This is a genomic window from Thiohalorhabdus denitrificans (genome assembly GCF_001399755.1).
Classification (GTDB): Bacteria; Pseudomonadota; Gammaproteobacteria; order Thiohalorhabdales; family Thiohalorhabdaceae; genus Thiohalorhabdus; species Thiohalorhabdus denitrificans.
Map to the genome: position 1 here is coordinate 285597 of NZ_LJCP01000014.1, position 26276 is coordinate 311872.

At 69.4% G+C, this 26276-nt stretch carries 23 protein-coding genes, 1 tRNA gene and 1 other RNA gene; 14 read left to right on the forward strand and 11 right to left on the reverse strand.

All coding sequences use genetic code 11. From position 1 onward, the window contains the following. The first annotated feature begins 22 nt into the window (after window positions 1-22). Entirely contained in the window at window positions 23-2374 is a 2352-nt protein-coding gene (locus tag AN478_RS13075; RefSeq protein ID WP_054967055.1) for a Tex family protein, read from the forward strand. Between the two features lie 33 nt (window positions 2375-2407). On the opposite strand, the gene AN478_RS13080 is transcribed toward AN478_RS13075, so the two are convergent. Both AN478_RS13080 and AN478_RS13085 read right to left on the reverse strand, forming a co-directional pair. Next, window positions 2408-3115, reverse strand: coding sequence for a rhodanese-like domain-containing protein (locus tag AN478_RS13080; RefSeq protein ID WP_176758704.1), 708 nt, complete (start codon window positions 3113-3115; stop codon window positions 2408-2410). A gap of 86 nt (window positions 3116-3201) precedes the next feature. Then, entirely contained in the window at window positions 3202-5196 is a 1995-nt protein-coding gene (locus tag AN478_RS13085) for a cation:proton antiporter (RefSeq protein WP_231627422.1), read from the reverse strand. 167 nt (window positions 5197-5363) lie between these two features. Here AN478_RS13085 and AN478_RS13090 point away from each other — a divergent pair, with 167 nt between their 5' ends. The 6 genes from AN478_RS13090 (at window position 5364) to AN478_RS13115 (ending at window position 11816) form a co-directional block, all read left to right on the forward strand. Then, the gene (locus AN478_RS13090) at window positions 5364-7787 is read left to right on the forward strand and encodes a Lon protease family protein (protein ID WP_054967057.1); all 2424 of its coding nucleotides are present in this window, start codon (window positions 5364-5366) and stop codon (window positions 7785-7787) included. After that, on the forward strand, window positions 7780-8622 hold the full coding sequence (locus AN478_RS13095; RefSeq protein WP_054967058.1) for a universal stress protein: 843 nt from the start codon (window positions 7780-7782) through the stop codon (window positions 8620-8622). The genes AN478_RS13090 and AN478_RS13095 overlap by 8 nt, the downstream gene beginning before the upstream one ends. A 399-nt stretch (window positions 8623-9021) precedes the next feature. Continuing rightward, on the forward strand, window positions 9022-10530 hold the full coding sequence (locus tag AN478_RS13100; protein ID WP_176758703.1) for a hypothetical protein: 1509 nt from the start codon (window positions 9022-9024) through the stop codon (window positions 10528-10530). Continuing rightward, a complete protein-coding gene (locus AN478_RS13105) occupies window positions 10527-11177 on the forward strand; it encodes a vWA domain-containing protein (protein ID WP_054967060.1) in 651 nt (216 codons plus the stop codon). Before AN478_RS13100 ends, AN478_RS13105 begins: the two co-directional genes overlap by 4 nt. Before the next feature lie 52 nt (window positions 11178-11229). After that, window positions 11230-11439 (forward strand): dodecin, encoded by a 210-nt coding sequence (locus AN478_RS13110; protein ID WP_054967061.1) that lies wholly within the window; start codon window positions 11230-11232, stop codon window positions 11437-11439. 11 nt (window positions 11440-11450) lie between these two features. Next, window positions 11451-11816 carry a YkvA family protein gene (locus AN478_RS13115; RefSeq protein ID WP_054967062.1) on the forward strand — a complete coding sequence of 122 codons (366 nt, stop codon included), beginning with the start codon at window positions 11451-11453 and terminating at the stop codon, window positions 11814-11816. Between the two features lie 118 nt (window positions 11817-11934). Here AN478_RS13115 and recR read toward each other — a convergent pair whose 3' ends face one another. From recR to AN478_RS13135, 5 genes are all read right to left on the reverse strand, one after another. Next, the gene (gene recR, locus AN478_RS13120; protein ID WP_054967063.1) at window positions 11935-12540 is read right to left on the reverse strand and encodes a recombination mediator RecR; all 606 of its coding nucleotides are present in this window, start codon (window positions 12538-12540) and stop codon (window positions 11935-11937) included. A 225-nt stretch (window positions 12541-12765) separates the two neighbouring features. Beyond that, window positions 12766-13095 (reverse strand): YbaB/EbfC family nucleoid-associated protein, encoded by a 330-nt coding sequence (locus AN478_RS13125; protein ID WP_054967064.1) that lies wholly within the window; start codon window positions 13093-13095, stop codon window positions 12766-12768. A 23-nt stretch (window positions 13096-13118) separates the two neighbouring features. Next, window positions 13119-14840 carry a DNA polymerase III subunit gamma/tau gene (dnaX, locus tag AN478_RS13130; protein WP_054967065.1) on the reverse strand — a complete coding sequence of 574 codons (1722 nt, stop codon included), beginning with the start codon at window positions 14838-14840 and terminating at the stop codon, window positions 13119-13121. An 83-nt stretch (window positions 14841-14923) separates the two neighbouring features. After that, window positions 14924-15020, reverse strand: an RNA gene (ffs, locus tag AN478_RS13765) — signal recognition particle sRNA small type. A 71-nt stretch (window positions 15021-15091) separates the two neighbouring features. After that, a tRNA-Ser gene (locus tag AN478_RS13135) sits at window positions 15092-15181 on the reverse strand. A gap of 182 nt (window positions 15182-15363) precedes the next feature. Between AN478_RS13135 and AN478_RS14785 the strand changes: the two genes are divergently transcribed. The 5 genes from AN478_RS14785 (at window position 15364) to AN478_RS13165 (ending at window position 21395) form a co-directional block, all read left to right on the forward strand. Continuing rightward, a complete protein-coding gene (locus AN478_RS14785) occupies window positions 15364-16767 on the forward strand; it encodes an NfeD family protein (protein ID WP_269434450.1) in 1404 nt (467 codons plus the stop codon). Window positions 16768-16770: 3 nt separating this feature from the next. Beyond that, a complete protein-coding gene (locus AN478_RS13145) occupies window positions 16771-17550 on the forward strand; it encodes a slipin family protein (RefSeq protein WP_054967066.1) in 780 nt (259 codons plus the stop codon). A 458-nt stretch (window positions 17551-18008) separates the two neighbouring features. Then, window positions 18009-18875: an ATP-dependent zinc protease family protein gene (locus AN478_RS13155; protein WP_054967068.1), complete on the forward strand. Its 867-nt coding sequence runs from the start codon at window positions 18009-18011 to the stop codon at window positions 18873-18875. An 11-nt stretch (window positions 18876-18886) separates the two neighbouring features. Continuing rightward, complete coding sequence (locus tag AN478_RS13160; RefSeq protein WP_054967069.1) at window positions 18887-20401, forward strand: inactive transglutaminase family protein; 1515 nt, start codon at window positions 18887-18889, stop codon at window positions 20399-20401. A gap of 1 nt (window position 20402) precedes the next feature. Further along, entirely contained in the window at window positions 20403-21395 is a 993-nt protein-coding gene (locus AN478_RS13165; RefSeq protein ID WP_082433105.1) for an alpha-L-glutamate ligase-like protein, read from the forward strand. Window positions 21396-21443: 48 nt separating this feature from the next. Here the strand turns inward: AN478_RS13165 and rnz are convergent, their stop codons facing one another. Next, entirely contained in the window at window positions 21444-22370 is a 927-nt protein-coding gene (gene rnz, locus AN478_RS13170; protein WP_054967070.1) for a ribonuclease Z, read from the reverse strand. Window positions 22371-22377: 7 nt separating this feature from the next. Next, window positions 22378-22851: a CopD family protein gene (locus tag AN478_RS13175; protein ID WP_054967071.1), complete on the reverse strand. Its 474-nt coding sequence runs from the start codon at window positions 22849-22851 to the stop codon at window positions 22378-22380. Between the two features lie 360 nt (window positions 22852-23211). Between AN478_RS13175 and AN478_RS13180 the strand changes: the two genes are divergently transcribed. After that, on the forward strand, window positions 23212-23826 hold the full coding sequence (locus AN478_RS13180; protein WP_054967072.1) for a hypothetical protein: 615 nt from the start codon (window positions 23212-23214) through the stop codon (window positions 23824-23826). Window positions 23827-23842: 16 nt separating this feature from the next. Then, on the forward strand, window positions 23843-24406 hold the full coding sequence (locus tag AN478_RS13185) for an NUDIX hydrolase (RefSeq protein WP_054967073.1): 564 nt from the start codon (window positions 23843-23845) through the stop codon (window positions 24404-24406). Between the two features lie 58 nt (window positions 24407-24464). On the opposite strand, the gene AN478_RS13190 is transcribed toward AN478_RS13185, so the two are convergent. Together AN478_RS13190 and AN478_RS13195 are read right to left on the reverse strand one after the other, a co-directional pair. Next, window positions 24465-24803, reverse strand: a complete 339-nt coding sequence (locus tag AN478_RS13190) for a hypothetical protein (RefSeq protein WP_143004016.1) — start codon at window positions 24801-24803, stop codon at window positions 24465-24467. 340 nt (window positions 24804-25143) lie between these two features. Beyond that, entirely contained in the window at window positions 25144-26094 is a 951-nt protein-coding gene (locus tag AN478_RS13195; RefSeq protein ID WP_054967075.1) for a LysR family transcriptional regulator, read from the reverse strand. Window positions 26095-26276: the final 182 nt, after the last annotated feature.

Consider the following 26276-nt stretch of genomic DNA (forward strand, 5'->3'; position numbering starts at 1 on the left):
CCAAGGACGAGTCCGACAGCCCATGCAGACGAACATCGCTGACCGCATCGCCGAAGAGCTCGGCGTCCGGACGAACCAGGTGGAAGCCGCCGTCCGCCTCCTGGACGACGGCGCCACCGTTCCCTTCATCGCCCGCTACCGCAAGGAAGCCACCGGCGGCCTCGACGACAGCCAGCTGCGCACCCTGCATGAGCGGCTCGGCTACCTGCGCGAGCTGGAGGAGCGCCGCCAGACGGTGCTCGATACCATTCGCGAGCAGGGCAAGCTCACCGACGAGCTGGCGGCGCAGATCGCGGCCGCGGACACCAAGACCCGTCTCGAGGACCTCTACGCCCCCTACAAGCCCAAGCGGCGCACCAAGGGGCAGAAGGCCATCGAGGCGGGCCTGGAGCCCCTGGCCCGCACCCTGTTCGAGGATCCCACCCAGGACCCCGAAGCCCTGGCGGCGGAATACCTCAACCCCGAGCACGAGGTCAGCGACACCAAGGCGGCCCTGGAGGGCGCCCGCGCCATCCTCATGGAGGAGTGGGCCGAGGACCCCGAGCTAGTGGGCGAGCTGCGCGAGTACGCCTGGGAGCACGGCGTGCTGCGCTCGCAGGTGGTGGAGGAGCAGCGCCAGGCGGGGGCCAAGTTCTCCGACTACTTCGACTACCGCGAGCCCATCAAGGACATCCCCTCCCACCGCGCCCTGGCCCTGTTCCGCGGCCGCAAGGAAGGAGTGCTCCGGCTCGACCTGATCGTCGGCGACGAGGAGCCGGCCAATCCGCGCGCCTACGGGCCCGGCGAGAGCCACATCGCGGCGCGCTTCGGCATCCGCGTCCAGGGGCGCCCCGCCGACGCCTGGCTGGCGGAGGTGGTGCGCTACACCTGGCGAGTGAAGGTGCTCACCAAGCTGGAGACCGAGCTCACCGGCCGCCTGCGCGAGCGCGCCGAGGAGGAGGCGATCCGGGTGTTCGCCGGCAACCTGCACGACCTGCTCCTGGCCGCCCCCGCCGGCACCCGCCCGGTGATCGGCATCGACCCGGGGCTGCGCACCGGCTGCAAGGTTGCGGTGGTGGACGCCACCGGCAAGGTGGTGGACACGGCGACCATCTACCCTCATGAGCCCAAGAAGCAGTGGGACGCCTCCATCGCGGCTCTCGCCGAGCTGGCGAAGAAGCACGACGCCGCCCTGGTGGCCGTCGGCAACGGCACCGCCAGCCGCGAGACCGATCGCCTGGCCCTGGACCTGCTCAAGGCTCACCCCGAGCTGGGGCTGCAGAAGGTGATGGTCTCCGAGGCGGGGGCCTCGGTGTACTCCGCCTCCGAGCAGGCCTCCCGGGAGCTGCCCGAGCTGGACGTCTCCCTGCGCGGCGCGGTCTCCATCGCCCGGCGCCTGCAGGACCCGCTGGCGGAGCTGGTGAAGATCGATCCCGGCTCCATCGGCGTGGGCCAGTACCAGCACGACGTCTCCCAGAGCCGCCTGGCCAAGGCCCTGGACGCGGTGGTGGAAGACTGCGTGAACGCCGTGGGCGTGGACGCCAACACGGCCTCCGTGCCCCTGCTCGCCCGGGTATCCGGCCTGAACGCCAGCCTCGCGGAGCGGCTGGTGGAGCACCGCAACACCCACGGCGCCTTCCCGGACCGCCAGGCCCTCAAGGCGGTGCCGCGGCTCGGCGACAAGACCTTCGAGCAGGCGGCGGGCTTTCTGCGCATCCAGGGGGGCGACAACCCGCTGGACGCCTCGGCGGTGCACCCCGAGGCCTACCCGGTGGTGGAGCGCATCCTGGCCGACGCCGGCCGCCCCATCGACCAGGTGGTGGGCGATTCCAAGCTACTGAAGTCCCTGAAGCCCGATACCTACACGGACGACCGCTTCGGCGTGCCCACGGTCACCGACATCCTCCGGGAGCTGGAAAAGCCGGGCCGCGACCCGCGCCCGGAGTTCGAGACGGCCAGCTTCCGCGAAGGGGTGGAGAAGCTCGAGGACCTGGAGGCCGGCATGATCCTGGAGGGGGTGGTCACCAACGTCACCAACTTCGGCGCCTTCGTGGACGTGGGCGTCCACCAGGATGGCTTGGTGCACATCTCGCAGCTGGCCAACCGCTACGTGGAGGACCCCCGCGAGGTGGCCAAGCCCGGCGATGTGGTCAAGGTGCGGGTGCTGGAGGTGGACATCGAGCGCAAGCGCATCGGCCTGTCCATGAAGATGCAAACGGAGGCCGGCGAGGAGAAGCCGGCCGGGAAAAAGACCGGCCAGGCCTCCGGCAAGGGCAAGCCCAGGGGCGGCGGCAAGAACCAGAAAGGCCAGGGGGGAGGCAAGCAAAAGCCCCAGAACGAGCCCCAGGGCGCCCTGGCAGAGGCCTTCCGCCGAGCTCGGAATAACGAGGAATAGCCCCTGGCGGTGGCCCCAAGACGGGGCCCTGGGCTACCCCTCCTCCCCGCCCAGGGACCGCTCCTGCAGATACTGCAGAAGGCCCATCTTGGCCGCCTTGCAGGTCTTCTCCTGAGCCGGGGTCCAGGCCGTCATGCTGATGCCGTCGCAGACATTGTTGATCCAACGGGCCTTCTCGGGCCGCTCCCGGTAGTACCCCGGCCCATGGGGGGAATCGGGCCAGTCGTCCCCGGAGGCCACCCGGTAACCGGCGTCCTGCCAGGCCGGGAAACCGTGCCGGAGGTAGTAGACCTCCTGCCACCCCCAGTGCACCGCCAGGGCCGCCGAGCCGCTGGAGCGGGGGCAGTCCACCCCGTTGCAGTAGAACACCACCGGCTCGTCCTGGGCCGCCACCTCCCGCAGGGACTCCTCCGTGAGCTCCTCGAGCTGCTGGCCCGCGACCTCCCCGGCCCGAACCCAGTTTTCGTCAGGATCGTTCCTCAGGCGCGTGGACCCGGGGATGTGCCCCACCAGGTAGTCCGCCTTCGTCCTGGGATCCACGAAGGGCACCCCCTCCTGCCAAAGCTCGTAGGCCCGTTCCACCGAAATGGTGGTGGCCCCCTCCACCCGCTCGGGACTGACGTAGTCGGAGGCCGGCTGGAAGGGGGCGTCCAAACGGTCGGCCACGCCCGATGTAGACACGGCCCAGGCCCATACAGCCAGGGCGGCGAGGCCGCCCATCCCCGGTAAAGACTTTCCCATGGCTGGCTCCTCGTTGCCCCTTTTTGTTCCCCAGCCTGGTAAGCTACCGGAATTCCCGCAACATGCATAGGGGTTTAGGCGCCCGACTACCCCCCGAGCAGCCGCTTCTCCGCCCATTCCAGCCGCTCGGAAGGCCCCCGTAGGACCAGGGCGTCGCCCTCCCGCAGCTCTAGGTCCGGGGTGGGCTCCTCGCCGCGGATGCCGCCCCGGCGCACGGCGCTCACCTGCACCCCCTGCTCCTCCAGACCCAGCTCGGCCAGCCGCCAACCCACGCTGGGGGCATCCGCCGGCAGGAGCACAGTGTGAAGCCGCTCGCCGCCGGCCGGGGCCCGCTCCCCCGCATCCAGCTCCGCCCCCGTGAACAGCCCCCGCAGCTGCCGGTAGCCGCTGGAGCGGGCGTTCTCCAGGAGCCGCATCACCTCCCCCGTGGGCACCCCCAGGGTCAGAAGCAGCTCCGTGGCGAGCATGAGGCTGGCCTCCAGGCTCTCGGGCAGGACCTCCGTGGCCCCGGCCTCGGAGAGCTCCTCCATGTAGGTGTCGTCCCGGGTGCGCACCAGGATGGGGAGGTCCGGGTACTCGGCGCGCACCCGGCCCAGGATGCGGAGGGCGGCGTTCACCTCGTCGAAGGTCACCACCAGGGCCCGGGCCCGCCCGAGCCCGGCCGCCTCCAGCAGGTCGCGGTGCGTGGCGTCGCCGTAGAAGACCCGCTCCCCCGCGTCCCGGGCATCGCGGATGCGGATGGGGTCCAGGTCCAGGGCCACGTACTCCTGGGCCTCGTCGCGCAGGAACTTGGCCAGGTTCTGGCCCACCCGCCCGTAGCCGCACAGGATGATGTGGTCCTGAAGCTGGTGGGTGGCCTCCGCCACCTCCCGCTGGCGCTCGGTTCGCCGCTGCAGGTAGCTGCGGTGCAGGAGGCCCTTGGCCACCACGCCGTTGTAGCGCACCAGGAAGGGGGTCAGGGCCATGGAGACCACCACCGCGGTAAGCACGACCTGGCTGGTGGCGGGGTCGAACAGCTCGTGCTTCATGGCCAGGGCCAGCAGGGCGAAGCCGAACTCGCCCCCCTGCGCCAGCACCATGCCGGTGCGCACCGCCACCCCGGCCTCGTTGCCCGCCACCCGGGTCAAGGCCGCCACGAGGAGTCCCTTGCCCAGCACCAGGAAGCCCACCAAGGCGACCACCTGGGGCCAGATGTCGGGGAGCTGGAAGATGTCCAGCCGCGCGCCGATGGTGATGAAGAACAGGCCGAGCAGGACGTCGCGGAAGGGCCGGATGTCCGCCTCGATCTGGTGGCGGAACTCCGTCTCGCCGAGCATCAGCCCCGCCAGGAAGGCCCCCAGGGCCAGGGACAGGCCCAGCTCGTGGGTAATCCAGGCGGCGGCGAGGGCCACCATGAGTACGGTGAGGGTGAACAGCTCCGCCGAGTGGGTACGGGTCACCTCGCGGAACAGGGGCCGCAAGGCGTAGCGGCCCAGGGCGAACATGACGGCCAGGGCCAGCACCCCCTTAAGCAGGGCCAGGAGGATGGGCCACCACATGGATTCGGCGCCGTTCCCGGCCAGGATCGGGATCAGCACCAGGAACGGCACCACCGCCAGGTCCTGGAACAGCAGGATGCCCACCGCGGTGCGGCCGTGCCGGGACTGCAGCTCCAGCTGGTCGGCCAGCTGCTTCACCACGATGGCCGTGGAGGACAGGGCCAATGCCCCGCCCACCACCACCGCCCCCTCCCAGGAGACGCCGTAGAGCAGGGCGATCCCGGTCCCGGCCGCGGTCCCCAGCACCACCTGCGCCCCGCCCAGCCCCACCACGGTCCGGCGCATGGCCAGGAACTGAGGCAGGGAGAACTCTAGGCCGATGGTGAACAGCAGGAACACCACGCCGATCTCCGCAAGGAGCTCCAGGGCCGCACTCTCATGGATCCAACCCAGGCCGTGGGGGCCCGCCAGGACCCCCGCCAGCAAATAGCCCAGCACCGGGGGCAGGTGGGCGCGCCGCAGGAGCGCCACCGCCACCACGGCCAGCGCCAGGAGGACCAGGAAATCCTGCAAGGGGTGGATCTGCATGCGAAGCTCATCCATGGGTTCGGGGTAACCGTCCGGACATTTCCGGACACCATCGGCGCCCAGCTTACAGGGCGAGAACGGGTTTGCGCATACCGGCCTTTGCCCCCGGCCCCGGGCCTTTTATGGTGGGAATACCCCCTTGGGCGGGCCCATTCTGCCACCAAGCAACGCCAGGAGCCCTCATGCCCGGACCCCAGCCCCTGCCACCGGCATCCCTGTACCAGCGGTGCGATCCCCAGGAGCTATCCTTCCAGACCACCGCGGAGCTGGAGGACCTGGAACGGATCATCGGCCAGGACCGCGCCCTCGACGCCCTGCATTTCGGGGCGGGCATCCGCAGCGAGGGCTTCAACCTGTTCGTGCTCGGCCCCAACGGCATGGGCAAGCACACGGTGGTCCAGCATTTCCTGGAAGACCGGGCCGCGCGCGAGCCCGTGCCCCCGGACCGGTGCTACGTGCACAACTTCGAACAGTCCAACCGCCCCCTCCTCCTGGAGCTTCCCCCCGGCAAGGGGGTGCAGCTGCGCGACGACCTGGACCAGCTGATCGAGGAGCTGCGTACCGCCATCCCGGCCACCTTCGAGAGCGAGGAGAACCAGAGCCGCATCCACGAGATCCAGCAGGAGTTCAATCAGCGCCAGGAGGAGGCCTTCCAGGAGGTCCAGCAGGAGGCCGAGGAACGCGGAATCACCCTCCTCCAGACCCCCGCCGGGTTCACCTTCGCCCCGGTGCGCGACGGCGAGGTCCTGGGCCCCGAGGAGTTCCAGAAGCTGGACGAGGAGGAGCGCCACCGCATCGAGGCGGACATCGCCCACCTGCAGGAGCGCCTGCAATGGGTCCTGCGCCAGGTGCCCAAATGGCGCAAGGAGAGCCAGGAGAAGGCCCAGGAGGTGAACAGGCAGATGGCGGACTTCGCCGTGGGGCACCTGATCGAGGGCTTCAAGAGCGAATACGCCGATCTACCGGACGTGCGGGCCCACCTGGACGCCATCAAGCAGGATGTGATCGACCACGTGAACACCTTCCGCCGGGACTCCGCCCAGGAGGAGAGCGAGGAGGACGGGGGCTACGAGGCGCTCCTGCGGCGCTACCGGCTCAATGTCCTGGTGGACAACGGCGGCCAGCAGGGGGCCCCGGTCCATTACGAGGACCTGCCCACCCACCACCATCTGGTGGGGCGTGTGGAGCACCGCGCCGAGCAGGGCGCCCTGTTCACCGACTTCCGGCTCATCCGCGAGGGCGCCCTGCACCGCGCCAACGGCGGCTACCTGATCCTGGACATGCGCAAGCTGCTCATGCAGCCCTTCGCCTGGGAGAGCCTGAAGCGCGCCCTCTACGCCAATGAGATCCGCATCGAGTCCCTGGAGCAGCTCTACAGCTTCCTCGCCACCGTCACCCTGGAGCCCGAGCCGGTGCCCCTGAACATCAAGGTGGTGCTGCTCGGCGACCGCTTCCTCTACTACCTGCTGTCCGAGTACGACCCGGACTTCCGGGAGCTCTTCAAGGTGCAGGCGGATTTCGAGGAGGACTTCGAGCGCAGCACCGAGAACAACGCCTTGTACGCCCAGCTTATCGCCACCCTGGCCAGGCGCGAGGGCCTCCTACCCCTCGACCGCACCGGCGTAGCCCGGGTCATCGAGCACGCCGCCCGCCTGGTGGAGGACGCCGAGCGCCTCTCCCTGCACAGCGGAAACCTCGCGGACCTGCTCCGCGAGTCCAACTTCTGGGCCCGGGAGGCCGGGCAGGAGGTAGTCCGGGCCGAGGACGTGCAGACCGCCATCGACAAGCAGACCTACCGCTCCGCCCGCATCCGGGAGCGCCTGCAGCGCGCCATCCGGAACGACGTGCTGATGATCGACACGGCGGGGAGCAAGGTGGGGCAGATCAACGGCCTCGCCGTGCTGCAGCTCGGCGATTTCGCCTTCGGCCGCCCCAACCGCATCACCGCCACCGCCCGCCTGGGGGACGGCCAGGTGGTGGACATCGAGCGGGAAGCGGAGCTGGGCGGCAGCATCCACTCCAAAGGGGTGATGATCCTGTCCAATTTCCTGGCCGCCCGCTATTCCCCCGAGCACCGCCTGTCCCTGTCCGCAAGTCTCACCTTCGAGCAGTCCTACGGAATGGTGGAGGGCGACTCCGCCTCGGTGGCCGAGCTGTGCGCCCTGCTGTCGGTGCTGGCGGACGCGCCCCTCCGCCAGTCCCTGGCGGTAACCGGCTCCGTGAACCAGCACGGCGAGGTGCAGCCCATCGGCGGCGTCAACGAGAAAATCGAGGGCTTTTTCGACGTCTGCAGCCAGCGGGGCCTCACCGGGGAGCAGGGGGTGGTCATCCCCCGGACCAATGTGGACCACCTGATGCTGCGCGCCGACGTACGCCAGGCCGCCGAGGCGGGCACCTTCGCCATCTACCCGGTCTCCCGCGTGGACGAGGCCGTGGAGCTGTTCATGGACAGGGAAGCGGGAGCGCGCGACCCCGAAACCGGGCGCTTCCCCTACGGCACGGTCAATCGCCTGGTGGAGCGGCGGCTGGAGCACTACGCCCAGGTCTATCGCCAGGAGCACGCGGACGGTGACGATCTGTCCGGGGACGGCCAGGAGGATGGCTGAGCCCGAAAGCAGCGGCGACATCCGACGCATCCTGGTGCTGGTGGACGCCTCCCGCACCAGCCAGGCCGCCCTGGAGGCAGCCGCGGAACTGGCCGCCCGCCACGATGCGGAGCTGGCCACCCTCTACGTGGAAGAAACGGATCTCCTACGGCTGGCGGGCCTGCCCTTCGCCCGGGAGGTGGGCACCACCTCCGGAGTCAGCCGCCCGCTCAGCTCCGAGCAGCTGGAGCGGCGCCTCAAGGGGCAGGCCGCCGAGGTGCGCCAGCGCCTGCAGGCCCTGGCGGCCCGGCACCGCATCCGCTGGTCGCTCCAGGTGGCGCGGGGCCGGGCGGACGCCGTGGCCCTGGCTTGGGCCACCCCCGGGGACCTGCTCGTGGTGGGGAAGACGGGATGGTCGCGCCTGCCCTACAAGCGCCTGGGCTCCACCCCCCGCGACCTGGTCCGGAAGGCCAACGTCTCGGTAATGGTCTACGCGCCCCCGCCAACCCCCCGACGCCACCCCATCGTCGCCGTGTTCGACGACCCGCAAAGCGGGCCCCCTACCCTGGCCCTGGCGGCCTACATCGCCCATACCGAGGCAGATACCCTGACGGTGCTCATCCCCGAGGCGGAGGCGGAACGGCTGGTCCCGGAGGTGCGGCGGTGGCTGGCGGGGCGGGGAGTGGACGCCTCCCTCAAGCTCCTACAAGCCCGGGACCCCGAGGCCCTGACCAACACCCTGTCCCGCGAGCGTCTGCAAGCCCTGGTGATCCATCGGAACAGCCCCCTGATCGCCGGGGAGGTCCGCCAGCGGCTCCTGGAATCCCTGGACGTCCCGGTCGTACTCGTGCCCTGACCGACCCCGCCCGCCGGACGGGGATTGCGGGGCGTCCAGTCCGCGGCCTTCCGTTTTCCCGCCTGCCCGTTCCTCCCCGGTGGTTGGCCGGCGGATGCTACCGTCGCCCCTCCTGCCTTCCCGTTCCCCGTAGCCGCTTCCCCCAGCGTAGAAGACAGGGCGGTGCGTATTCCCCGGCCGTCCCTGCTCGTCCCTTTATGCCCGGTTTACGGATCCTTTCCTTTTTTGGGTGTCCTGATCCGCAAAAACAAAGGTGTCGCCTATAGACGTCAATCCCGGCGGGCTTATTGCGTATGGACAGATTTAAGGCGATAGTTCCCCATCAGATGGAACCGGGCCGCGCAAACGGGGACAGAAGCCCCTTTGCAGGGCCCCACCAGGAAACCGAACGGGGCCGCTATGTCATTAGCCAATGTCTTCATGATCGTACCCAGCCCGATCCTGTCGGCGCTGATCTGGATCGTTGTCCTCGCCGTTCTGCTCTACCTGGCGCGGACACCGGTGCACCGCGTATTCCTCTCCGCCAGCCGCGGCCTGTACCGGGTCCTCCGCCTGTCGGCCTTCTCCGTGCTGCGGGCCGAGAAGCGCATCGCCGACCGCAACCGGGAGGTGCTGCTGGCCCAGGGCCGCGAGGCCGCCGAGCGCCAGATCGAGCGCGAGTTCGACCGGGTGGACCAGACCGTCCACCGCGAGCTGGCCGGCTATCCGGAGCTCCACCGCCGGATGACCGAGGAAATCACGGCCATCGAGGAGGAGCACAAGAACAGCCAGGAGGTCCCGCCCTCCCCGCCGGGCTGGACCGAGGCCGTGGACGCTGTGGCCCGGATCCCCGCCAACGGCGACCCGATGGTGGGCAACGTCCTGGACGACATCCGCAAATCCCTGGAGAAGGCCCACGAGAAGGCCACCTCCGAATATCGCCGGGCCACGGCGGAGCGCCACAAGCTGCTGGAGCGCATGCGTCCCCACTGGCGGAGCCTGCAGCAGCAGGTGTCCGATGTGGACAAGACCATCAACAGCCTGCTGGACCGCAGCCGCGCCATCGACCGGCAGATGGAGGAGTACGAGGAGACGGTCCGTGGCACGGACCGGGCGGTGCGCCGGCTCTCGTCCTCCACCCTGACCCAGTTCTTCATCTCCCTGTTCGTGATGCTGATCGCCATCGGCGGGGCCATCATCAACTTCAACCTGATCGCCCGGCCCATGGCGGAGATGGTGGGCGGCACCAACGACCTGGCCGGATTCCGCACCGCCGACATCGCGGCCATGGTAATCATCTTCGTGGAGGTCTCCATGGGACTGTTCCTCATGGAGTCCATGCGGGTCACGCGGCTGTTCCCGGTGATCGGCTCCCTGAGCGACAAGCAGCGCCACCGCATGGCCTGGATCACCTTCACCATCCTGTTCGCCCTGGCCTCGGTGGAGGCCGGTCTGGCCTACATGCGCGAGATCCTCATGGAGCAGGAGATGGCCACCCAGGCCATCCTGAGCGGGGGCGCGGAAGCGAGCGCGGAATCCTCCGCCGACAGCGTCCGCTGGATCACCACGGCCTCCCAGATGGGCCTGGGCTTCATCCTGCCTTTCGCCCTGGTGTTCGTGGCCATCCCCCTGGAAACCTTCGTGCAGTCCCTGCGCACCGTGCTGGGCATCGCGGCCATGGGCATCCTGCGCGTGGCGGCCTTCCTCCTCCGGGTCCTGGGCAGCGGCGCGCGCTACGCCGGCCAACTCCTGGTGGACCTCTATGACCTCCTCATCTTCGCCCCGCTCTGGGTCGAGCATCGGCTGATGGAGCGGGGTGACGGCGGCGACGGGGAGCAAGGCCAGACGCCGCGGAAGCGCCCAACCTCCGGGCCCAAGGCCGCGAAATCCGCCGGCAAGACCGAGACCGCCAAGGAGGAGCCCGCATGAAACGCCTGCTACTCCTACTCCTCGTCCCCGCCGTCCTGGTGCTGACCGGCTGCCCCCGCTCGGCGCCTCCGGACCGCGGGGTCTACCTGCTGCTCGACACCTCCGGGACCTACACCCAGGAACTCGACAAGGCCCAGCGGATCATCAGTTACGTGCTGTCGCGCATGAACCCGGGGGACAACTTCGCGGTCGCCCGCATCGACACGGGCAGCTTCAGCGAGAAGGACATCATTGCCCGGACCACCTTCGACGACCGCCCGAGCAAGACCAACCAGCAGAAACGCCAATTCCGGGAACAGATCAAGGAATACGTGGAAGGGGTGGAGTCCTCCAGGTACACGGACATCACCGGGGGCATGCTGCAGGGCATCGAGTGGCTCAACGAGGTGGGTCCGTCCCAGAAGGTGATCCTGGTGTTCTCGGACATGAAGGAGGACCTGCCGGACAACTACGTGCGGGACGTGTCCCTGGAGCTGTCCGGGATCGAGGTGGCGGCCCTGAACGTGACCAAGCTCCGGAGCGACATCGTCGACCCCCGCAAGTACATGTCCCGCGTGGACAACTGGCGGAAACAGGTCGAGGACGCCGGGGGCGAGTGGCGGATGATCAACGATTTGGACAATCTAACGGGGTTGTTTTCCGGTTGAGCCGCACGCCAATAATGGACCCAGAAGCCACGGTCCATCGGGAGGAAGCGGCATGAGCGACCACGTCTACAAGGCTATCGAGCTGACCGGATCCTCGCCCAACTCCATGGAGGAGGCGGTCTCCAACGCCATCGCCCGGGCCCACAAGACCCTGCACAATCTCCGCTGGTTCGAGGTGGTGGATACCCGCGGGCACATCGAAGAGGGTAGAATCGTCCACTGGCAGGTAACCGTGAAGGTGAACTTCACCCTGGACGAGTGAGCGAGGGGCGCATGAGCGATTCAACCAGCGGAACCCAGGCCCCGGGGGCCGCCTACGCCGGGCACTTCTCCGAGCGGGGCTTCCGCAGCCGGGCCCGGGGCTACCTCCGCCGCGCCGGCCGTGAGGTGGGCGAGAAGGTGCTCTTCCTCTACTACACCCTGGATGAGCCCGAGCTGCCCGCCTGGGCCCGCTCGGTGATCTACGGGGCACTGGGCTACTTCCTGGCGCCGTGGGACGCGGCCCCGGACTTCATCCCGGGAGTGGGCTACGCCGACGACCTCGGCGTGCTCACCGCGGCCCTGGCCACGGTGGCGGTCCACGTCACCCCCGAGGCCCGGCGACGGGCGCGGGAACAGCTGGACCGCTGGTTGGGGTAGCAGGGACCCGCTCCGGCTCAACCCGGCACCGCCGGAAACGGCGCTCCGCGAACAGAAAAGGCCCTCGGCGATGCCGAGGGCCTTTTTTTGGTCGTTAGGACGCCGCACCGGCGGGAGCTCAGTCCTCCTCCAGCGAATACCGCCGTGTAAGGGCCCGATCGATGGTGGAGCCGTCCACGAACTCCAGCTCGCCCCCCAGGGGCACGCCGTGAGCCAGGCGGGTCACCCGCACCCCCTGCGGCTCCAGACGGTCGTAGATGTAATGGGCGGTCGCCTCCCCCTCCACCGTGGCGTTGGTGGCCACCACTACCTCGGTGACCCCCTCCGCGATACGCCGGTCCAGGCCGTCAAAGGGCAGGTCCTCGGGTCCGATGCCGTCCAGGGGGGAGAGCCGGCCCATGAGCACGTAGTAGGTACCGTTGAAGGAGGCCGCCTGCTCCACGGCCGGGATATCCGAGGGGCTTTCCACCACGCACAGGAAGGACTGGTCGCGCCGGGAAGAGGCGCAGATGGGGCAGAGCTCGGTATCGGTAAGGTTGTTGCACCGCCGGCAGTGGCGCACCTCCTCCAGCGCCCGGTCCAGGGCGCGCGCCAATACCCGGCCGCCCTCCCGGTCCCGCTCCAGCAGGTGGAAGACCATGCGCCGGGCGCTCTTGGGCCCTACCCCGGGCAGGCGCTGCAGGGCCTCGGACAGGGCGTCCAGCGAGGGTACGCGCTCACTCACCGTTTCGCTTCTCTCCTATACGGTATAGGAACCGCCAAGTACGCCCCGCAGGAAACGGCTAACCCCCATACCAGCACGTTGTGGGAGCGGCCAGTGGCCGCGACAAACGAGTCCCTTTGAGGGTTGTCGCGGCTGATAGCCGCTCCTACAGGCACCCTGCATGAGCCGACTACCCAATTCCGCTTTTTGCCTTCTTGGCGTCCTTGGCGGTTATTAGGTCTTGGCCTATTTGAGCATGTCCCCCAGGCCGGGGATGTTGCCCAGGCCGCCGGTGATGTCGCCCATGAGCTCCTGGGTGCGGGTCTCCACCTTGCCCAGGGCGTCGTTCATGGCCGCGGCCATCAGGTCCTCGAGCATCTCGGCGTCGTTGTCCTCCATGAGCGAGGGATCGATGGTTACCTTGCGCACGGAGTACTTGCAGGTCACGGTCACCTGCACCATGCCGCCGCCCGCCTGACCGATCACCTCCTCGTCAGCGAGCTGCTCCTGGGCCTTCTGCATCTGTTCCTGCATCTGCTTGGCCTGCTTCATCAGGCCGCCCATGCCGCCTTTCATCGCTGTCTCCTGCGTGTAGCCGTTCAGTTGGAGGTGGGGTCCTGCTCGTCGGGTCGCACCGATTCCACCCGGGCGCCGAACTGCTCCTGCAGGACCTGCATGTTGGAGTCCTTCGCCACCGCCTGCTCCGCCGCTTCCTGGCGCTCCCGCTGACGCCGCTCCCGGGCCGCCGCCGGGCTCTCCGCCTCGGCCCCCTCCCCGAGCTCCTCGATGGCGATCCGCGGCGTGGCGCCGAAATGGGCGCTCAGCGCCGATTCCAGGGCGGCGCGGAAGCGCTCGCTGCCCGCCGAGAGCAGCTGCTCGGAGGGGAAGGCCAGGCGTACCCGCTCGGCGGTGAACTCCCTGGGCACGGCGAACTCCAGCACCGCCCGCCACGACGGCGGAACCTCCAGTGTACCCAGGATGCCCTCCCAATCAGAGGCCGGGCCACCCTGCGAGGTTCCCGCCCCCGGGGAGGCGCCGGACCCCGCCTCGGGCGCCGGGGTGCCGCTCCCGGGAGCGGCCGCCGCGGGCTCGGCCCCCGACGAGGCGCGCCCCGCGGCCTGCCGGGCCGGGCGGGAGCCCTCGGCCTCTCCCGCCGCCCTTCCGGACGGGGCCGCGCCCTGTGCGCCGGCGGCGGTTTGGGCGGGCGGCTCCCCGCCGCCCGCCTCGAAAGGATCGAAGGCCACCATGCGCAGCACGGCCATCTCCAGGCCCACCCGCGGGTCGGGGGCCGCCGCCAGATCGCGCCGCCCCTGCAGGCCGATCTGGTAGAAGAGCTGCACGTCCTCCGGCGCGGTAGCCGCGGCCAGGGCCTCCAGCCGCCGGCGCTCGTCGGCTACCAGGGTCTCGTCCTCGGCCTCGCGCCCGGGGACCGCCTGCATCACCGCCACCCGGTGCAGCAGCCCCAGCAGGTCGGCCAGGGCGGCGTCCAGGTCCATGCCGCTGTCGGCCACCTCGGCCACCCGCTCCAGGGCCGCCAGTCCGTCCCGCTCCGCCACCGCCTCCAGCAGGGCCAGGACGCGGTCCCGGCTGACGGTGCCGAGCATGTCGCGGACCACCGCGTCGGCCACCCGCCCCTCGCCGAAATTGAGGGCCTGGTCCAGCAGGGAGAGGCCGTCCCGCAGGCTGCCGTCGGCGGCCCGGGCCAGCAGGTCGAGGGCCTCCGCCTCCGCGGCCACCCCCTCCGCCTCCAGGATGGTGCCCATGCGCTCGCGGATGCGCTCGGCGCCGATGCGCTTGAGCTCGAACTGCAGGCAGCGCGACAGGATGGTTACCGGGATGCGCGCCGGCTCGGTGGTGGCGAAGATGAACTTGACGTGCTCGGGGGGCTCCTCGAGCGTCTTCAAAAGGGCGTTGAAGCTGTGGTTGGAGAGCATGTGCACCTCGTCGATGAGGTACACCTTGTAGCGGCCCACCGAGGGCATGTACTGGACGTTGTCCAGCAGGTCGCGGGTGTCGTCCACCTTGGTGCGGGAGGCGGCGTCCACCTCGATCAGGTCGACGAAGCGGTTCTCCTCGATGGCCCGGCAGCTGTCGCACACGCCGCAGGGCTCGGCGGTGACGCCCGTATCGCAGTTGAGCCCCTTGGCGAGCAGGCGGCCCACGGTGGTCTTGCCCACCCCGCGGGAGCCGGAGAACAGGAAGGCGTGGCCCACCCGGCCGCTGTCCAGTGCGTTGGTCAGGGCGCGGACCACATGCTCCTGGCCCACTAGGTCGGGGAACCGCTGCGGACGCCATTTGCGGGCTAGGACCAGATAGCTCATGGGCGGGCCTGCGAGCGCGGGAAGAAGGGGCGGCAAGGCCGGACGGGTGCCGGCCCTCCCCCTCGGGGAAAGCTGGAGGCGGCTCCAGCAAGCCACACCACGGCACACGGGATCACTGCTACCGCTGCTCCCTTCCGGGCCTGACGGGGTTCACAGCTTACCGTTGCGTGGGGGCCTGCCTTCAGCGCCGCCATCGATCGGGGTACCCCGGCCGCCCTGGTCGGCGGCGCGTCCGCCGGGGTGAAGATGGATGGCGGAGAGGGAGGGATTCGAACCCTCGGTGCCCGTAAGGGCACACACGCTTTCCAGGCGTGCACCTTCGGCCGCTCGGTCACCTCTCCATCAGGAAATCGGGGATTTTACGGATCCCGGGCCCCTTTGACAACGGGGCGCGGGCGGCCACCTCCGGACACCGGAAAGGCGCACCGGGAACCGCCCAAGTCCTTCGCCCCCGGGAATTTTTGGCAGCCTGCCGGAGAAGGGGGTATGGTCGATAGAGGGGCACCCAACCGAGGAGCAGGGCGTGCTGCGAACGGGGACCTACCTCCTGCTGGTGGTGGCCGGCGCCGTGATGCTGCTGGGGAGCCCCGCCGCCCCTCAGGAGGGCCCGCGGCCTGCGGAGCGTCCGGTGGTGGTCAGCGCCATGGAGGGCGTGATCGGGCCTCCGCAGGCGGACTGGATGCGGCAGAGCCTGGAGCAAGCCACCACTCTGGACGCCCGCGCCCTGGTGCTGCGCCTGAACACCCCGGGGGGGCTGTCGGACGCCATGCGCGACATCATCCAGACCGTGCTCTCCTCCCCCATCCCCGTGATCACCTGGGTGGCGCCCAGCGGCAGCCGGGCCGCCAGCGCCGGCACCTACATCTTCTACGCATCCCACGTGGCCGCCATGGCCCCCGGCACCAACCTAGGCGCGGCCACCCCCATCCAGATGGGCGGCGGGGGCACGCCCGGCAGCCCCGGGGAAGAGCCCGAAGAGGGCCAGGAAGGCGGGGACCAGGCGGAGGAACAGAAGGAAGGCTCCGGCGACCCCGCCAAGCGCAAGATGGTGGAGGACGCCGTGGCCTATCTGCAGAGCCTCGCCGACCTGCGCGGGCGCAACCGGGACTGGGCGGAGCGGGCCGTGCGTGAGGGGGCCAGCCTACCGGCCCAAGAGGCGGCGGAGACGGACGTGGCGGACTTCCTGGCCCCCACCCTGGAGGCCCTCCTGGAGGCGGCGGACGGCCGGACCGTGGAGACCGCCGCCGGCGAGGTCACGCTGGACCTGGAGGGCGCCCCGGTGGAGGAGATCGAGCCGGGCTGGCGCATCCGCCTTTTGCAGATCCTGGCCAATCCCAACGTGGCCTACATCCTCATGCTCATCGGCATCTACGGGCTCATCTTCGAGCTGGCCAGTCCCGGCGGGATCGTACCGGGGGTGCTCGGGGGAATCAGCCTGCTGCTGGCCCTGTACGCCTTCCAGGCCCTGCCGGTGAACTACGCCGGGCTGGCGCTCATGGGCCTGGGCATCCTGTTCTTCATCGCCGAGGCCCTGGTGCCGAGCTTCGGCGCCCTGGGCATCGGCGGCCTCATCGCCTTCGTGCTGGGCTCCATCATGCTCATGGACACGGATACCCCCGCCCTGGAGGTGGCCTGGCCGGTGATCATCACCGCGGCGGTGATCACCGGGGGCTTCATGCTCACGGTGGCCACCATGGCGGCCCGGAGCCACCACCGGCAATCGGTGAGCGGCACCGGCCATCTGATCGGCCGGACGGCCCGGGCCATCGACGACCTCGACCCCGAAGGCTGGGTGCGCTTCGAGGGCGAGCGCTGGCAGGCCCGCGCCGCGGAGCCGGTAGCGGCCGGCGAGGACGTCCGCATCACGGCGGTGAAGGGGCTGACGCTGGAAGTCACCAAACTGGACTCGGCCCACTGGGAGGAATGAGCGATGGAAGACCTGATTACCAACCCGCTGGTGATAGCGGGGATCCTCGTTGTCCTGTTCCTGATCGCCGCGCTGCGCATCACGCGCGAGTACGAGCGCGCCGTGATCTTCCTGCTGGGGCGCTTCTGGAAGGTAAAGGGCCCGGGCCTGATCATCGTCATCCCGATCGTCCAACAGGCGGTCCGGATCGACCTGCGCACGGTGGTCCTGGACATCCCTTCCCAGGAGATCATCACCCGGGACAACGTCACCGCCTCGGTGAACGCCGTGCTCTACTACCGGGTGCTCGACCCGGAGCGGGCGGTGATCCAGGTGGAGTTCTACCGCGACGCCACCCGCGAGCTGGGCCAGACCACCCTGCGCTCGGTGCTCGGCAAGCACGACTTCGACGAACTCCTGGCCAAGCGCGACGAATTGAACGCCGACATCCAGGAGATCCTGGACTCCCAGACCGACGCCTGGGGCATCAAAGTGACCAACGTGGAGATCAAGCACGTGGAGATCCCGGACTCCATGGTTCGGGCCATCGCCCGCCAGGCCGAGGCGGAGCGCGAACGGCGCGCCAAGGTCATCCACGCCGAAGGCGAGCTGCAGGCGGCGGAGAAGCTGGTGGAGACGGCGGCGCGCATGGAGGAGCACCCCGGCGCCCTGCAGCTGCGCTACCTGCAGACCCTCACCGACATAGCCACCGAGAACAACTCCACCACCCTGTTCCCCATCCCCATCGACCTGATGAAGCCCTTCTTCCAAGGGGGCTACGGGGAGGGCACCAAGGATTCCTGAGTAGAGCCCGCCCTAGTCCCCGCCGAGGCTTGCCGAACCGACTTCTGGAAGTTCCGGGACCGGGCCTGTTACTAGGCCCGGGACCATCGGGCGTGCACCAAGCGCGTCTCCGCCGTAACCCCCTCCAGGCCGCGGGTCCGTACCGCTACGAGCGGTGAAGACCCCCGCTGAACTCGAGCAGGTTCCCGTCCCGAGCCACCACGATCCCGAACGCGTCCAACACGAGCCCCGGCCGGCAGCCCTCCTTTGCCTTGCTCCCGCCAGGGGCCGGTAGCGGCTTGGTGTACTGCTCACTTTCTCCGAACCCTTGTCCCAGGCCTCTCGCTCGGTAAGCACTGACCCACGGCAGGCCCCTCACCGTGATAGACTCCACGCCAATCCGCAAAGGGAAGTCCACACACCGGAAGCATCATGTCCATGACGATGCATTCAAGCGCCCATCCCCGCCGCCTTACCCCATGAAGGCACCCACCCTCGGCATACTGGCGGTCTGCCTGGCGGTCACCCCCCTTTCCGGGTGCGCGCTCCTTGGCGAGCGCTCGGACCCCCCGGTCAGCCAAACTCGCTTCGAGCAGCGCATGGAAGCCCTGGAAGAGCGCCTTTTGGAGGAGCACCAGCGGCATGAGACGGCCACCAAGACGGAGCGGCGCCGGGCCAGGCAAGTGCAGGCCCGCATGGCGGCGACCCGGGACCACCTGGAGGCCATCGACGGGGAGCTGACCCGGCAGGGGATACGGCTGCGCCGCGTGGAGACCATGCTGGAAGCCGTCCACGGCCCCAATCCTGGCTCGGAGGATCCGAACAGTCCGGAGGTGGTGGAGCTGGACAAGGCGGCCGGCCCCCACCTGATCACCCTGGGGCGAACCGAGTGGGTGGGCTTCCCCACCCTGGACTTCGCCCTGCAGGCTCGCATCGACTCCGGGGCCGAGACCGCCTCCCTGTCCGCCACGCAGATGCAGGAGTTCGAGCGGGAGGGCGAGGAATGGATCCGCTTCCGACTGGCCCTGAGCGACGAGGAGCACGAATTCCCGGAACGGGCCCGGGGCCGGGAGCTGGAGGCCCCCATCGTCCGCCGGGTACGGATCATCCAGGCCTCCGGCACCACCACGCGGCCGGTGATCCGGCTGCCCGTGCGCGTGGGGCCCATCACCCAGCGGGCCGAGTTCACCCTGGAGGATCGTACCCGGCTGTCCTATCCCGTCCTGCTGGGGCGGGACTTCATCCGTGACCTCGCCGTCATCGACGTCAGCCGGGAGATGATTCACGACCGACCCGAGTACCCGGGGGCCGCCGAAGAGGAGAACGGAGAGGACAATGGCTCCTAGCGCGGATTCCCATGCCCCGCACTAGTTTTTACGTTCTTGTGGGCGTCCTGCTTGCGGTGGGCCTGGCCATGACCCTCCACCGCCACTTGGTGATGGAGGTGCCTCTCCTGCCGGGTGAGGAGCGGGAGGTCTGGGAAGTGGAGGCCGTGGTCACCTTCCAGGCCCAGGGGGACCCCGTGAAGGCCTCCCTCGCCATCCCCGCCAGCCCGCCCGGATTCCGCCTGCTGACCGAGAGCACCGCCTCCACGGGCTACGGCCTCAACTACCTCGACGAGGAAGGCGGCCGTCGCGCCCAGTGGACGAAACGCCGGGCAACCGGCACTCAGCAGCTGTACTACGCCGCCCAGTTCCTGGTGGCGCCCGGGGATCCGCCGCCCCCGCCCATCCCGCCCCGGCCACCCCGCACCGTGGTCTGGGAGAGCCCCCTGGGGGCGGCCGCCAAGGAGGTGCTCGACCAGGCCCGGCAGCGCTCCGCGGACCCCTTGAGCCTCGCCCGCGAGCTCGCCAGCCGTCTGGCCGACCCCGGCGACGACGAGAACGTCCAGCTTTTGGCCAAGCGCTTCGATGCCCCCGACCTCCTGGTGCGGCTGCTCCACCAGGCCGGGATCAGCGCCCGGACGGTGGAAGGGCTGCGCCTGCGGGACAGCCGCCGGCGGCAGAGCACGGAGACCTGGGTGACCGTGCACGACGCGGAAGCGGGGCGGCTGCTGATCAACCCCCGCGACGGCAGCACGGGCCGGCCCGAGGACCTCCTCCTCTGGGGCACGGGGCACGCGCCGCTGCTGGAGGTGGAAGGCGGGAAGGACTCGCGCGTCCTGTATTCCATGATCCAGCGCAGCATCCCCGCCTCCTCGGCCATGCAGGACCAGCTCCGCGAGGAGAGCCTGCTGGACTTCTCCATCCACTCGCTGCCCCTGGGCGAGCAGGCCCTGTTCAAGAACATCCTGCTGATCCCGGTGGGGGCCCTGATGGTGGTGCTGCTGCGGATCCTGGTGGGCATCCAGACCTCCGGCACCTTCATGCCGGTCCTGATCGCCCTGGCCTTCATGCAGACCACCCTGACCACGGGCCTGATCGCCTTCGTCCTCATCGTCGGCACCGGCCTGCTGATCCGCAACTACCTGTCGCGCCTGAACCTGCTTCTTGTGGCCCGGGTGTCGGCGGTGATCATCACCGTGATCCTGATCATCTCCCTCTATTCCCTCCTGGCATACCGCCTCGGGGTCAACCAGGGGCTGGTGATCACCTTCTTCCCCACCATCATCCTCTCCTGGACCATCGAGCGCATGTCCATCCTGTGGGAGGAGGAGGGCGCCTGGGAGGTCCTGATCCAGGGCAGCGGCAGCCTGCTCACCGCCGTGCTCGCCTACCTGGCCATGAGCGAGCCCCTGGTGCGCCACCTGAGCTTCAATTTCCTCGGCGTGCAGCTGATCCTCATGGCCGTGGTGCTCCTGCTCGGCAGCTACACGGGCTACCGGCTGTCCGAGCTGCACCGCTTCCGGCACCTCGGCGAGGAGCGGGGCTGAGATGCTGGTGCGGCCCCGCCGGCTGCTGGCCCGCGGCGTAATCGGCATGAACCGGCGCAACGTCCACTACGTGGGCCGCTACAACGACCGGCGGCTGTATCCCCTGGTTGACGACAAGCTGCGCACCAAGCTGTTGGCCCGGGAGCACGGCGTCACCACGCCCGAGCTGATCGGGGTGGTGCGCTCCCAGTTCGAGGTCAAGCAGGTGGCCGACCGGGTGGCGGGCCGATCCGGCTTCGCGGTGAAGCCCGCCAAGGGCAGCGGCGGCAAGGGCCTGCTGGTGATCGATCGCCAGGAGGACGGCCGGTACCTGAAGCCCAGCGGCGCCGAGGTCACCCGGAAGGACCTCCAGCGCCACCTCTCCAACATCCTCTCCGGCCTCTACAGCCTGGGCGGCGCGCCGGACGCGGCCGTGATCGAGGAGCTGATCCGCTTCGATCACGGCTTCGCCGATTTCACCTACGAAGGGGTGCCGGACATCCGTGTGATCGTCTTCCGGGGCTACCCGGTGATGGCCATGATGCGCCTGCCCACCGCCGCCTCCGACGGCAAGGCCAACCTCCACCAGGGTGCGGTGGGAGTGGGGCTGGACCTCACCGACGGACGGGCCCTGCGGGGCGTCCAGTTCGGTCGGCCGCGCACCGACCACCCCGATACCGGGCGCGGGCTGGACGACTTGAAGGTCCCCTACTGGGAAACACTGCTGAACCTGGCGGCGGGCTGCTACGAATTCACCGGGCTGGGCTTCCTGGGCACGGATCTGGTCCTGGACCGCCACCACGGCCCCATGCTGCTCGAGCTCAACGCCCGGCCCGGCCTGGCCATCCAGGTGGCCAACGGCCAGGGGCTGCGGGGGCCACTGGATCTGGTGGAGGGCCTGCCGGAGGGCCGGCCGGTCCACGAGCGCGTCGCCTTCAGCCGCGAGCGGCTGGGCCACGCCCCCGTGCCCGCCCCGGAACGGCGGGCCGGGGCCCCGGAAGCGGTCCCGGGCTGAACGGAAGGGGTGTCTTTGCGGAAGCGGTCCCCGGCCGCCCCGGCGGGATCACGAAGCCGCCGGCTTACCCGGGAGCTCCAGGGAAAGGCCATCGGCGGCGGCCTCGGTGGCGGGGAACACCGCCCGCGCCTCCGCCAAGTGGGTGTCCGGGTCGGCGTAGCGCTGGGAGAAGTGCCAGAGATAGAGCGTGTCGGCGCCGGCGTCCCGGGCGGTGGCGGCGGCCTGGGCGGCGGTGCTGTGGCCGGTCTCTCCCGCCCGTGCAAGGTGCGCCTCGGTGAAGGTGCTGTCGTGCACCAGAAGATCCGCCCCGGCGGCCAGGGCCACGACGTTGCGATTGGGGCGGGTATCCGAGGAGAACACCAGGCTGCGTCCCGACCGGCCCGGGCCCACCACCTCCTCCGGGCGCACCATCCGGCCGCCCTCCCCCTCCACCGTCTCCCCCGCTTTCAGCCGCCCCAGGGCCGGGCCCTCCGGAACGCCGAGCCGGCGGGCGCGCTCCACATCCAGATGGCCCGGCTGATCCGGCTCCTGGAGCCGGTAGCCGAGCACCGGCACGGAGTGGTCCATCCAGGCGCTGGTGACCGTGAGGCCGTCCAGCGTCACCGGCGCCTCCGGGCCGATCTCATGGGCGATGGTGCAGAAGGTGGGCGAGAACGGCGCCAAGTTCACCGCCCGGCGCACGAACTCCTTCACCCCCGGCGGCCCGTAGATGTCCAGCCGCCGCTCGCGGCCCATGAGCTGGAAGGTCTGCAGCAGCCCGGGCAGCCCCAGGCAGTGGTCGGCGTGGAAATGGGAGAAGAAGACGGCCCGCAGCCGGCCGTAGCCCACCCCGGCGGCCTGCAGCGCCCGCAGGGTGCCCTCGCCGCAGTCGAGCAGGTAGAGCCGCCGCCCCCGCTCCACGGCGAGGGCGGTGACGTTGCGCTGCGGCGTGGGGTAGCCGGCCCCGGTGCCGAGGAAGGTCAGGCGCAGGTCCATGGCCGCCCTACTGCAGGATCGGCAGGCCCCGCGCGCCGGCGACGGCGATGACGATCACCACGATCCCGATGGAGAAGTTGGCGCCCACCATCCGACGAATGCGGCCGAGCTGGCGACCGCCTTCCTGCCATTCCTCGGCCTCCACGGCCCGCCGGAGCTTGCGGTAGGGCGCGAAGAAGACGTGCAGGTAGAGGGCGATCATGAGCAGGCCCAGGCCGTTCATGAGGTGCACGTACAGCGGGGCCGCGCCCATTCCTCCCATGTAGCCGAAGATGACCCCGTAGCCGGTGACCAGGAGCAGGATCACCGACGCCCAGACCCAGGGGAAGAAGCCCCGGAAGGTGGCCACCCACAGGCGCAGGCGCTGGGGACCCTCCAGCTCGGTGGCGGCGGCGGGGCGCTGGAAGGACCAGGCGAAGATCATGCCCCCCACCCAGAGCACCACAAAGACCACGTGGACGGCGACGAGAAAGGCGTACATGGCGGCTCCTATGATTGCGTTTCCGCGCCCCGGGGCCGGTCCTCGCGCCTCCGCCGGGAAGCCCCCGCATGGACCGGACCCGGAACCCGCGGAGGGCGAGGACTAAACCGGCCGGGTGAGCGTACTGGTCGGTTTTTCCGGGGGCAGCGTAACGGAAGCCCGCCGCCTCCGCCACCGCGCCGACCCATAGATCTTTCTCTATGCAACCCAGAAGAAATCCCTTCTTCTGGAGCCCCATGGGGACCGGTAGAATCCGTGCCGCATCCGTTGCCACGCAGCCGACGCGGGCAGGCGCCTTGCGCCCCGGACCCGCGCACCCGATCCGCGCATTTCCATCTCCAGGAACCAAGCCGCCGGGCCATGATCCAGCTCCGAACCTACGTCTACATCGACTCCCTCCAACCGCAGCTGGCCGAGTACATGGCCACGGTGTCCCAGGGCTTCCTTCCGGTGCCGGGGGATTCGTGCCTGTGGGTGGAGGTCTCCCCGGGCATGGCCGTGCACCGCCTCACGGACGTCGCCCTCAAGGCCACACGCGTCCGCCTGGCCCAGCAGGTGATCGAGCGGGAATACGGCTCCCTGGTGATCCACCATCCGGACCAGAGCGACGTCCAGGAGGCCGGGCGCACCCTCCTGCAGCGCCTCGCGGCGCAGCAGGCCGAGCGCCAGAAATGCGAGGTGGCCTGGAGCGAGACCATCCGCGGTATGACCCCCGACCACACGGTGCTCATCAACCGCCAGGACCGGCGCGGCTCCATGATCCTTCCGGAGCAGAGCATGTTCATCCTGGAAACGGAGCCCGCCGGCTACATCGTCTACGCCGCCAACCAGGCCGAGAAGGCGGCCAGCATTACCCTCATAGACGTCCGGGCCGTCGGCGCCTTCGGCCGATTGACCCTGGCCGGCAGCGAGGCCGACGTGGACGAAGCCGCGGCGGCCGCCATAGCCGCCGTGGAACGGCCGGCGGGGACCTGACCGGGATAGGGATCCAATGCATCGTCGCGAGCTGCTTACGCTGCTGGACAGCCACCGTACCCACTTCCCGGAAGAGGCCGGCTTCGTGGACCGCGCCCGGCGCTTCGTTCTCGACCACCCCGACTGCTTCCACCGGGACCTCCTGCCCGGCCACGTGACCGGGTCCGCCTGGGTGGTCAACCCGGCCCGCGACCGGGCGCTCATGCTGCATCACGGCAAGCATGACCGGTGGTTCCAGCCCGGCGGCCACGCCGACGGGGACGCCGACATCCTGCGGGTGGCCCTGCGGGAGACGGCCGAGGAGACCGGCCTGGAACCGGACCGGATCCGCCTGGTGGACGGCACCGTCTTCGACCTCGACCACCACGTCATCCCCGCCCAGGCGCACTTCCCCGAGCACTTCCATTTCGACGTGCGCTTCCTCGTGGAGATCGACGATCGGCTTCCCGTGCCCGGGAGCGTGGAGTCCCACGAGGTGCTTTGGCTCCCCCTGAACGAGGTGCCGCGCCTGAACAACAACCGCTCCACTTGGCGCATGCTGGAAAAGACCCGCCGCCTGCGGACCAGCCTGCCTCTGTAACCCGGAAGGCCTCCGCAACGCCCTGCCCCGCAGCCCTGGCTGGCGCCGGTGAGGGCTTCTAATTGGTCTGGTCGCCCCCGAAGCGATTCAGCCACCGGAGGCGATCCTGGTAAAGCCGCCACATGCCCTCGGCAATGTCGCCTCGGCGATCCGGCGATGTAAGGCGTCCGGTAGTGAAGGCGGCCAGCGCCTGGCGGCTGACCAGGTAGGGGCCGTCCCCGGCATCCCCGAAAAAGAGGATGATGCCCGAACGGTTGACACGGGCCGAAGGCAGGATGCCGCCTATGATCTGGGTATCCTTTTTCCCCTCCCCACCCAGGACCACCCCCTGCTGCCCATAAGGGACCACGAGGCTCCCAACCAGATAGGGAATGGATTCCCCACACGACAGACACACTTCGACCTCCCCTAGCGCTCCTTCCCGCTCCGCTTCGGAAAGCACCCAAGGATCATCCAGTACGTAGGCCTTTGTCTGCAGGCGAGTCCGGTTCCAGGCACCATTGGGCAGGAGCAGGGGGGCCGGACGTGCACAAGTGGGGCAGCGCCACCCACGGGTCCAGGGTCCTTCAACGACGTTGCCCATACCGTGTTTCTCCTTGGACGGCCGTAGTCCTTCTCGCACTGCGCGAACACCCAACGCCTTATTCTTTGACCTAAGCCACGGCGGTTATGCACTCCCGCCCCCATGCGGGCAGGTACTCCTTGCGGCAATACGGGGCGCACCAAGCCTGGCCGCCCTACCTCCCAGCCTCATAGGTGGCCTCGGGGACAACCTCCCCGGAGGCCACCTGCTGCACCAGATCCCCTCCCTCTTCGGTGAGGAAGTCCAGGAAGGTCCGCGCCACCACGGAAAGCTTCTTCTCCTTGAGGTGCACGGCGTACCAGTGGCGCTTCAGGGGAAAGCCCGCCACGTCCAGCACCACCAGACGGCCCGTGGTGCGCTCCAGGGAGAGGGTGTGCCAGGAGAGCACCGACAGCCCCAGCCCGGCCATCACGGCCTGCTTGATGGTCTCGTTGCTGCCCAGCTCCATGCTGCCCTTCAGCGACAGACCGCGCTCGGCGAAGTACTGCTCCATGGCCAGTCGGGTACCCGAGCCAGCCTCCCGGACCACGAAGGGCTCCTCGGCCAGGCGCTCGGGAGTGATCTCCCCTTCCCCCACCAGCGGGTGCTCCGGCGGGGCCACCACCACCAGGGGGTTCTCGGTGAAGGCGGTGCCGGTGACGTTCATGCCCTTGGGCACGCGGCCCATGATGGCCAGTTCGTCCTCGTTGGCCGCCAGGCGCTCCAGGACGTTCTCCCGGTTGCTCACCTCTAGGCGGATCTCCACCCCCGGATAGCGCCGCGAGAAGCCCCCCAGCAGGTGGGGGGCGAAGTACTTGGCGGTGGTGGTCACCGCCAGGCGCAGATGGCCGCGGACCATGCCCGCCAGGTCCGCCACCGCCATCTCCAGATCCTCGAGGCGATGGCGCACGTCCAGGGCCGCCCGCTGCACCTCGGCCCCGGCGTCGGTCAGGTAGAGGCGCTTGCCCACGTGCTCGATCAGGGGCAGCCCGGCCTCCTCCTCCATCTGCCGGATGTGGCCGGAAACCGCCGGCTGGGTCATGAACAGCTCCTCGGCGGCCCGGGTGTAGTTGAGGTGGCGGGCCACCGCCTCGAAGACCTGTAACTGGCGAAGAGTAAGGTGCATATTGATTTTTGACCCGGGATAGGGCAGCGGGGATTTGGATAACCTTAGAGTTATGGTTACCCGAAAAAATCCCGATTTCAAATTATTCTTCCGCCGCCCTAGACTTATCCGCAGTTATCGGGCCGGCACCCCCGAAACGGGCGCCAACGGCGCCCGACCGAATCCACATACCCCATGATAGG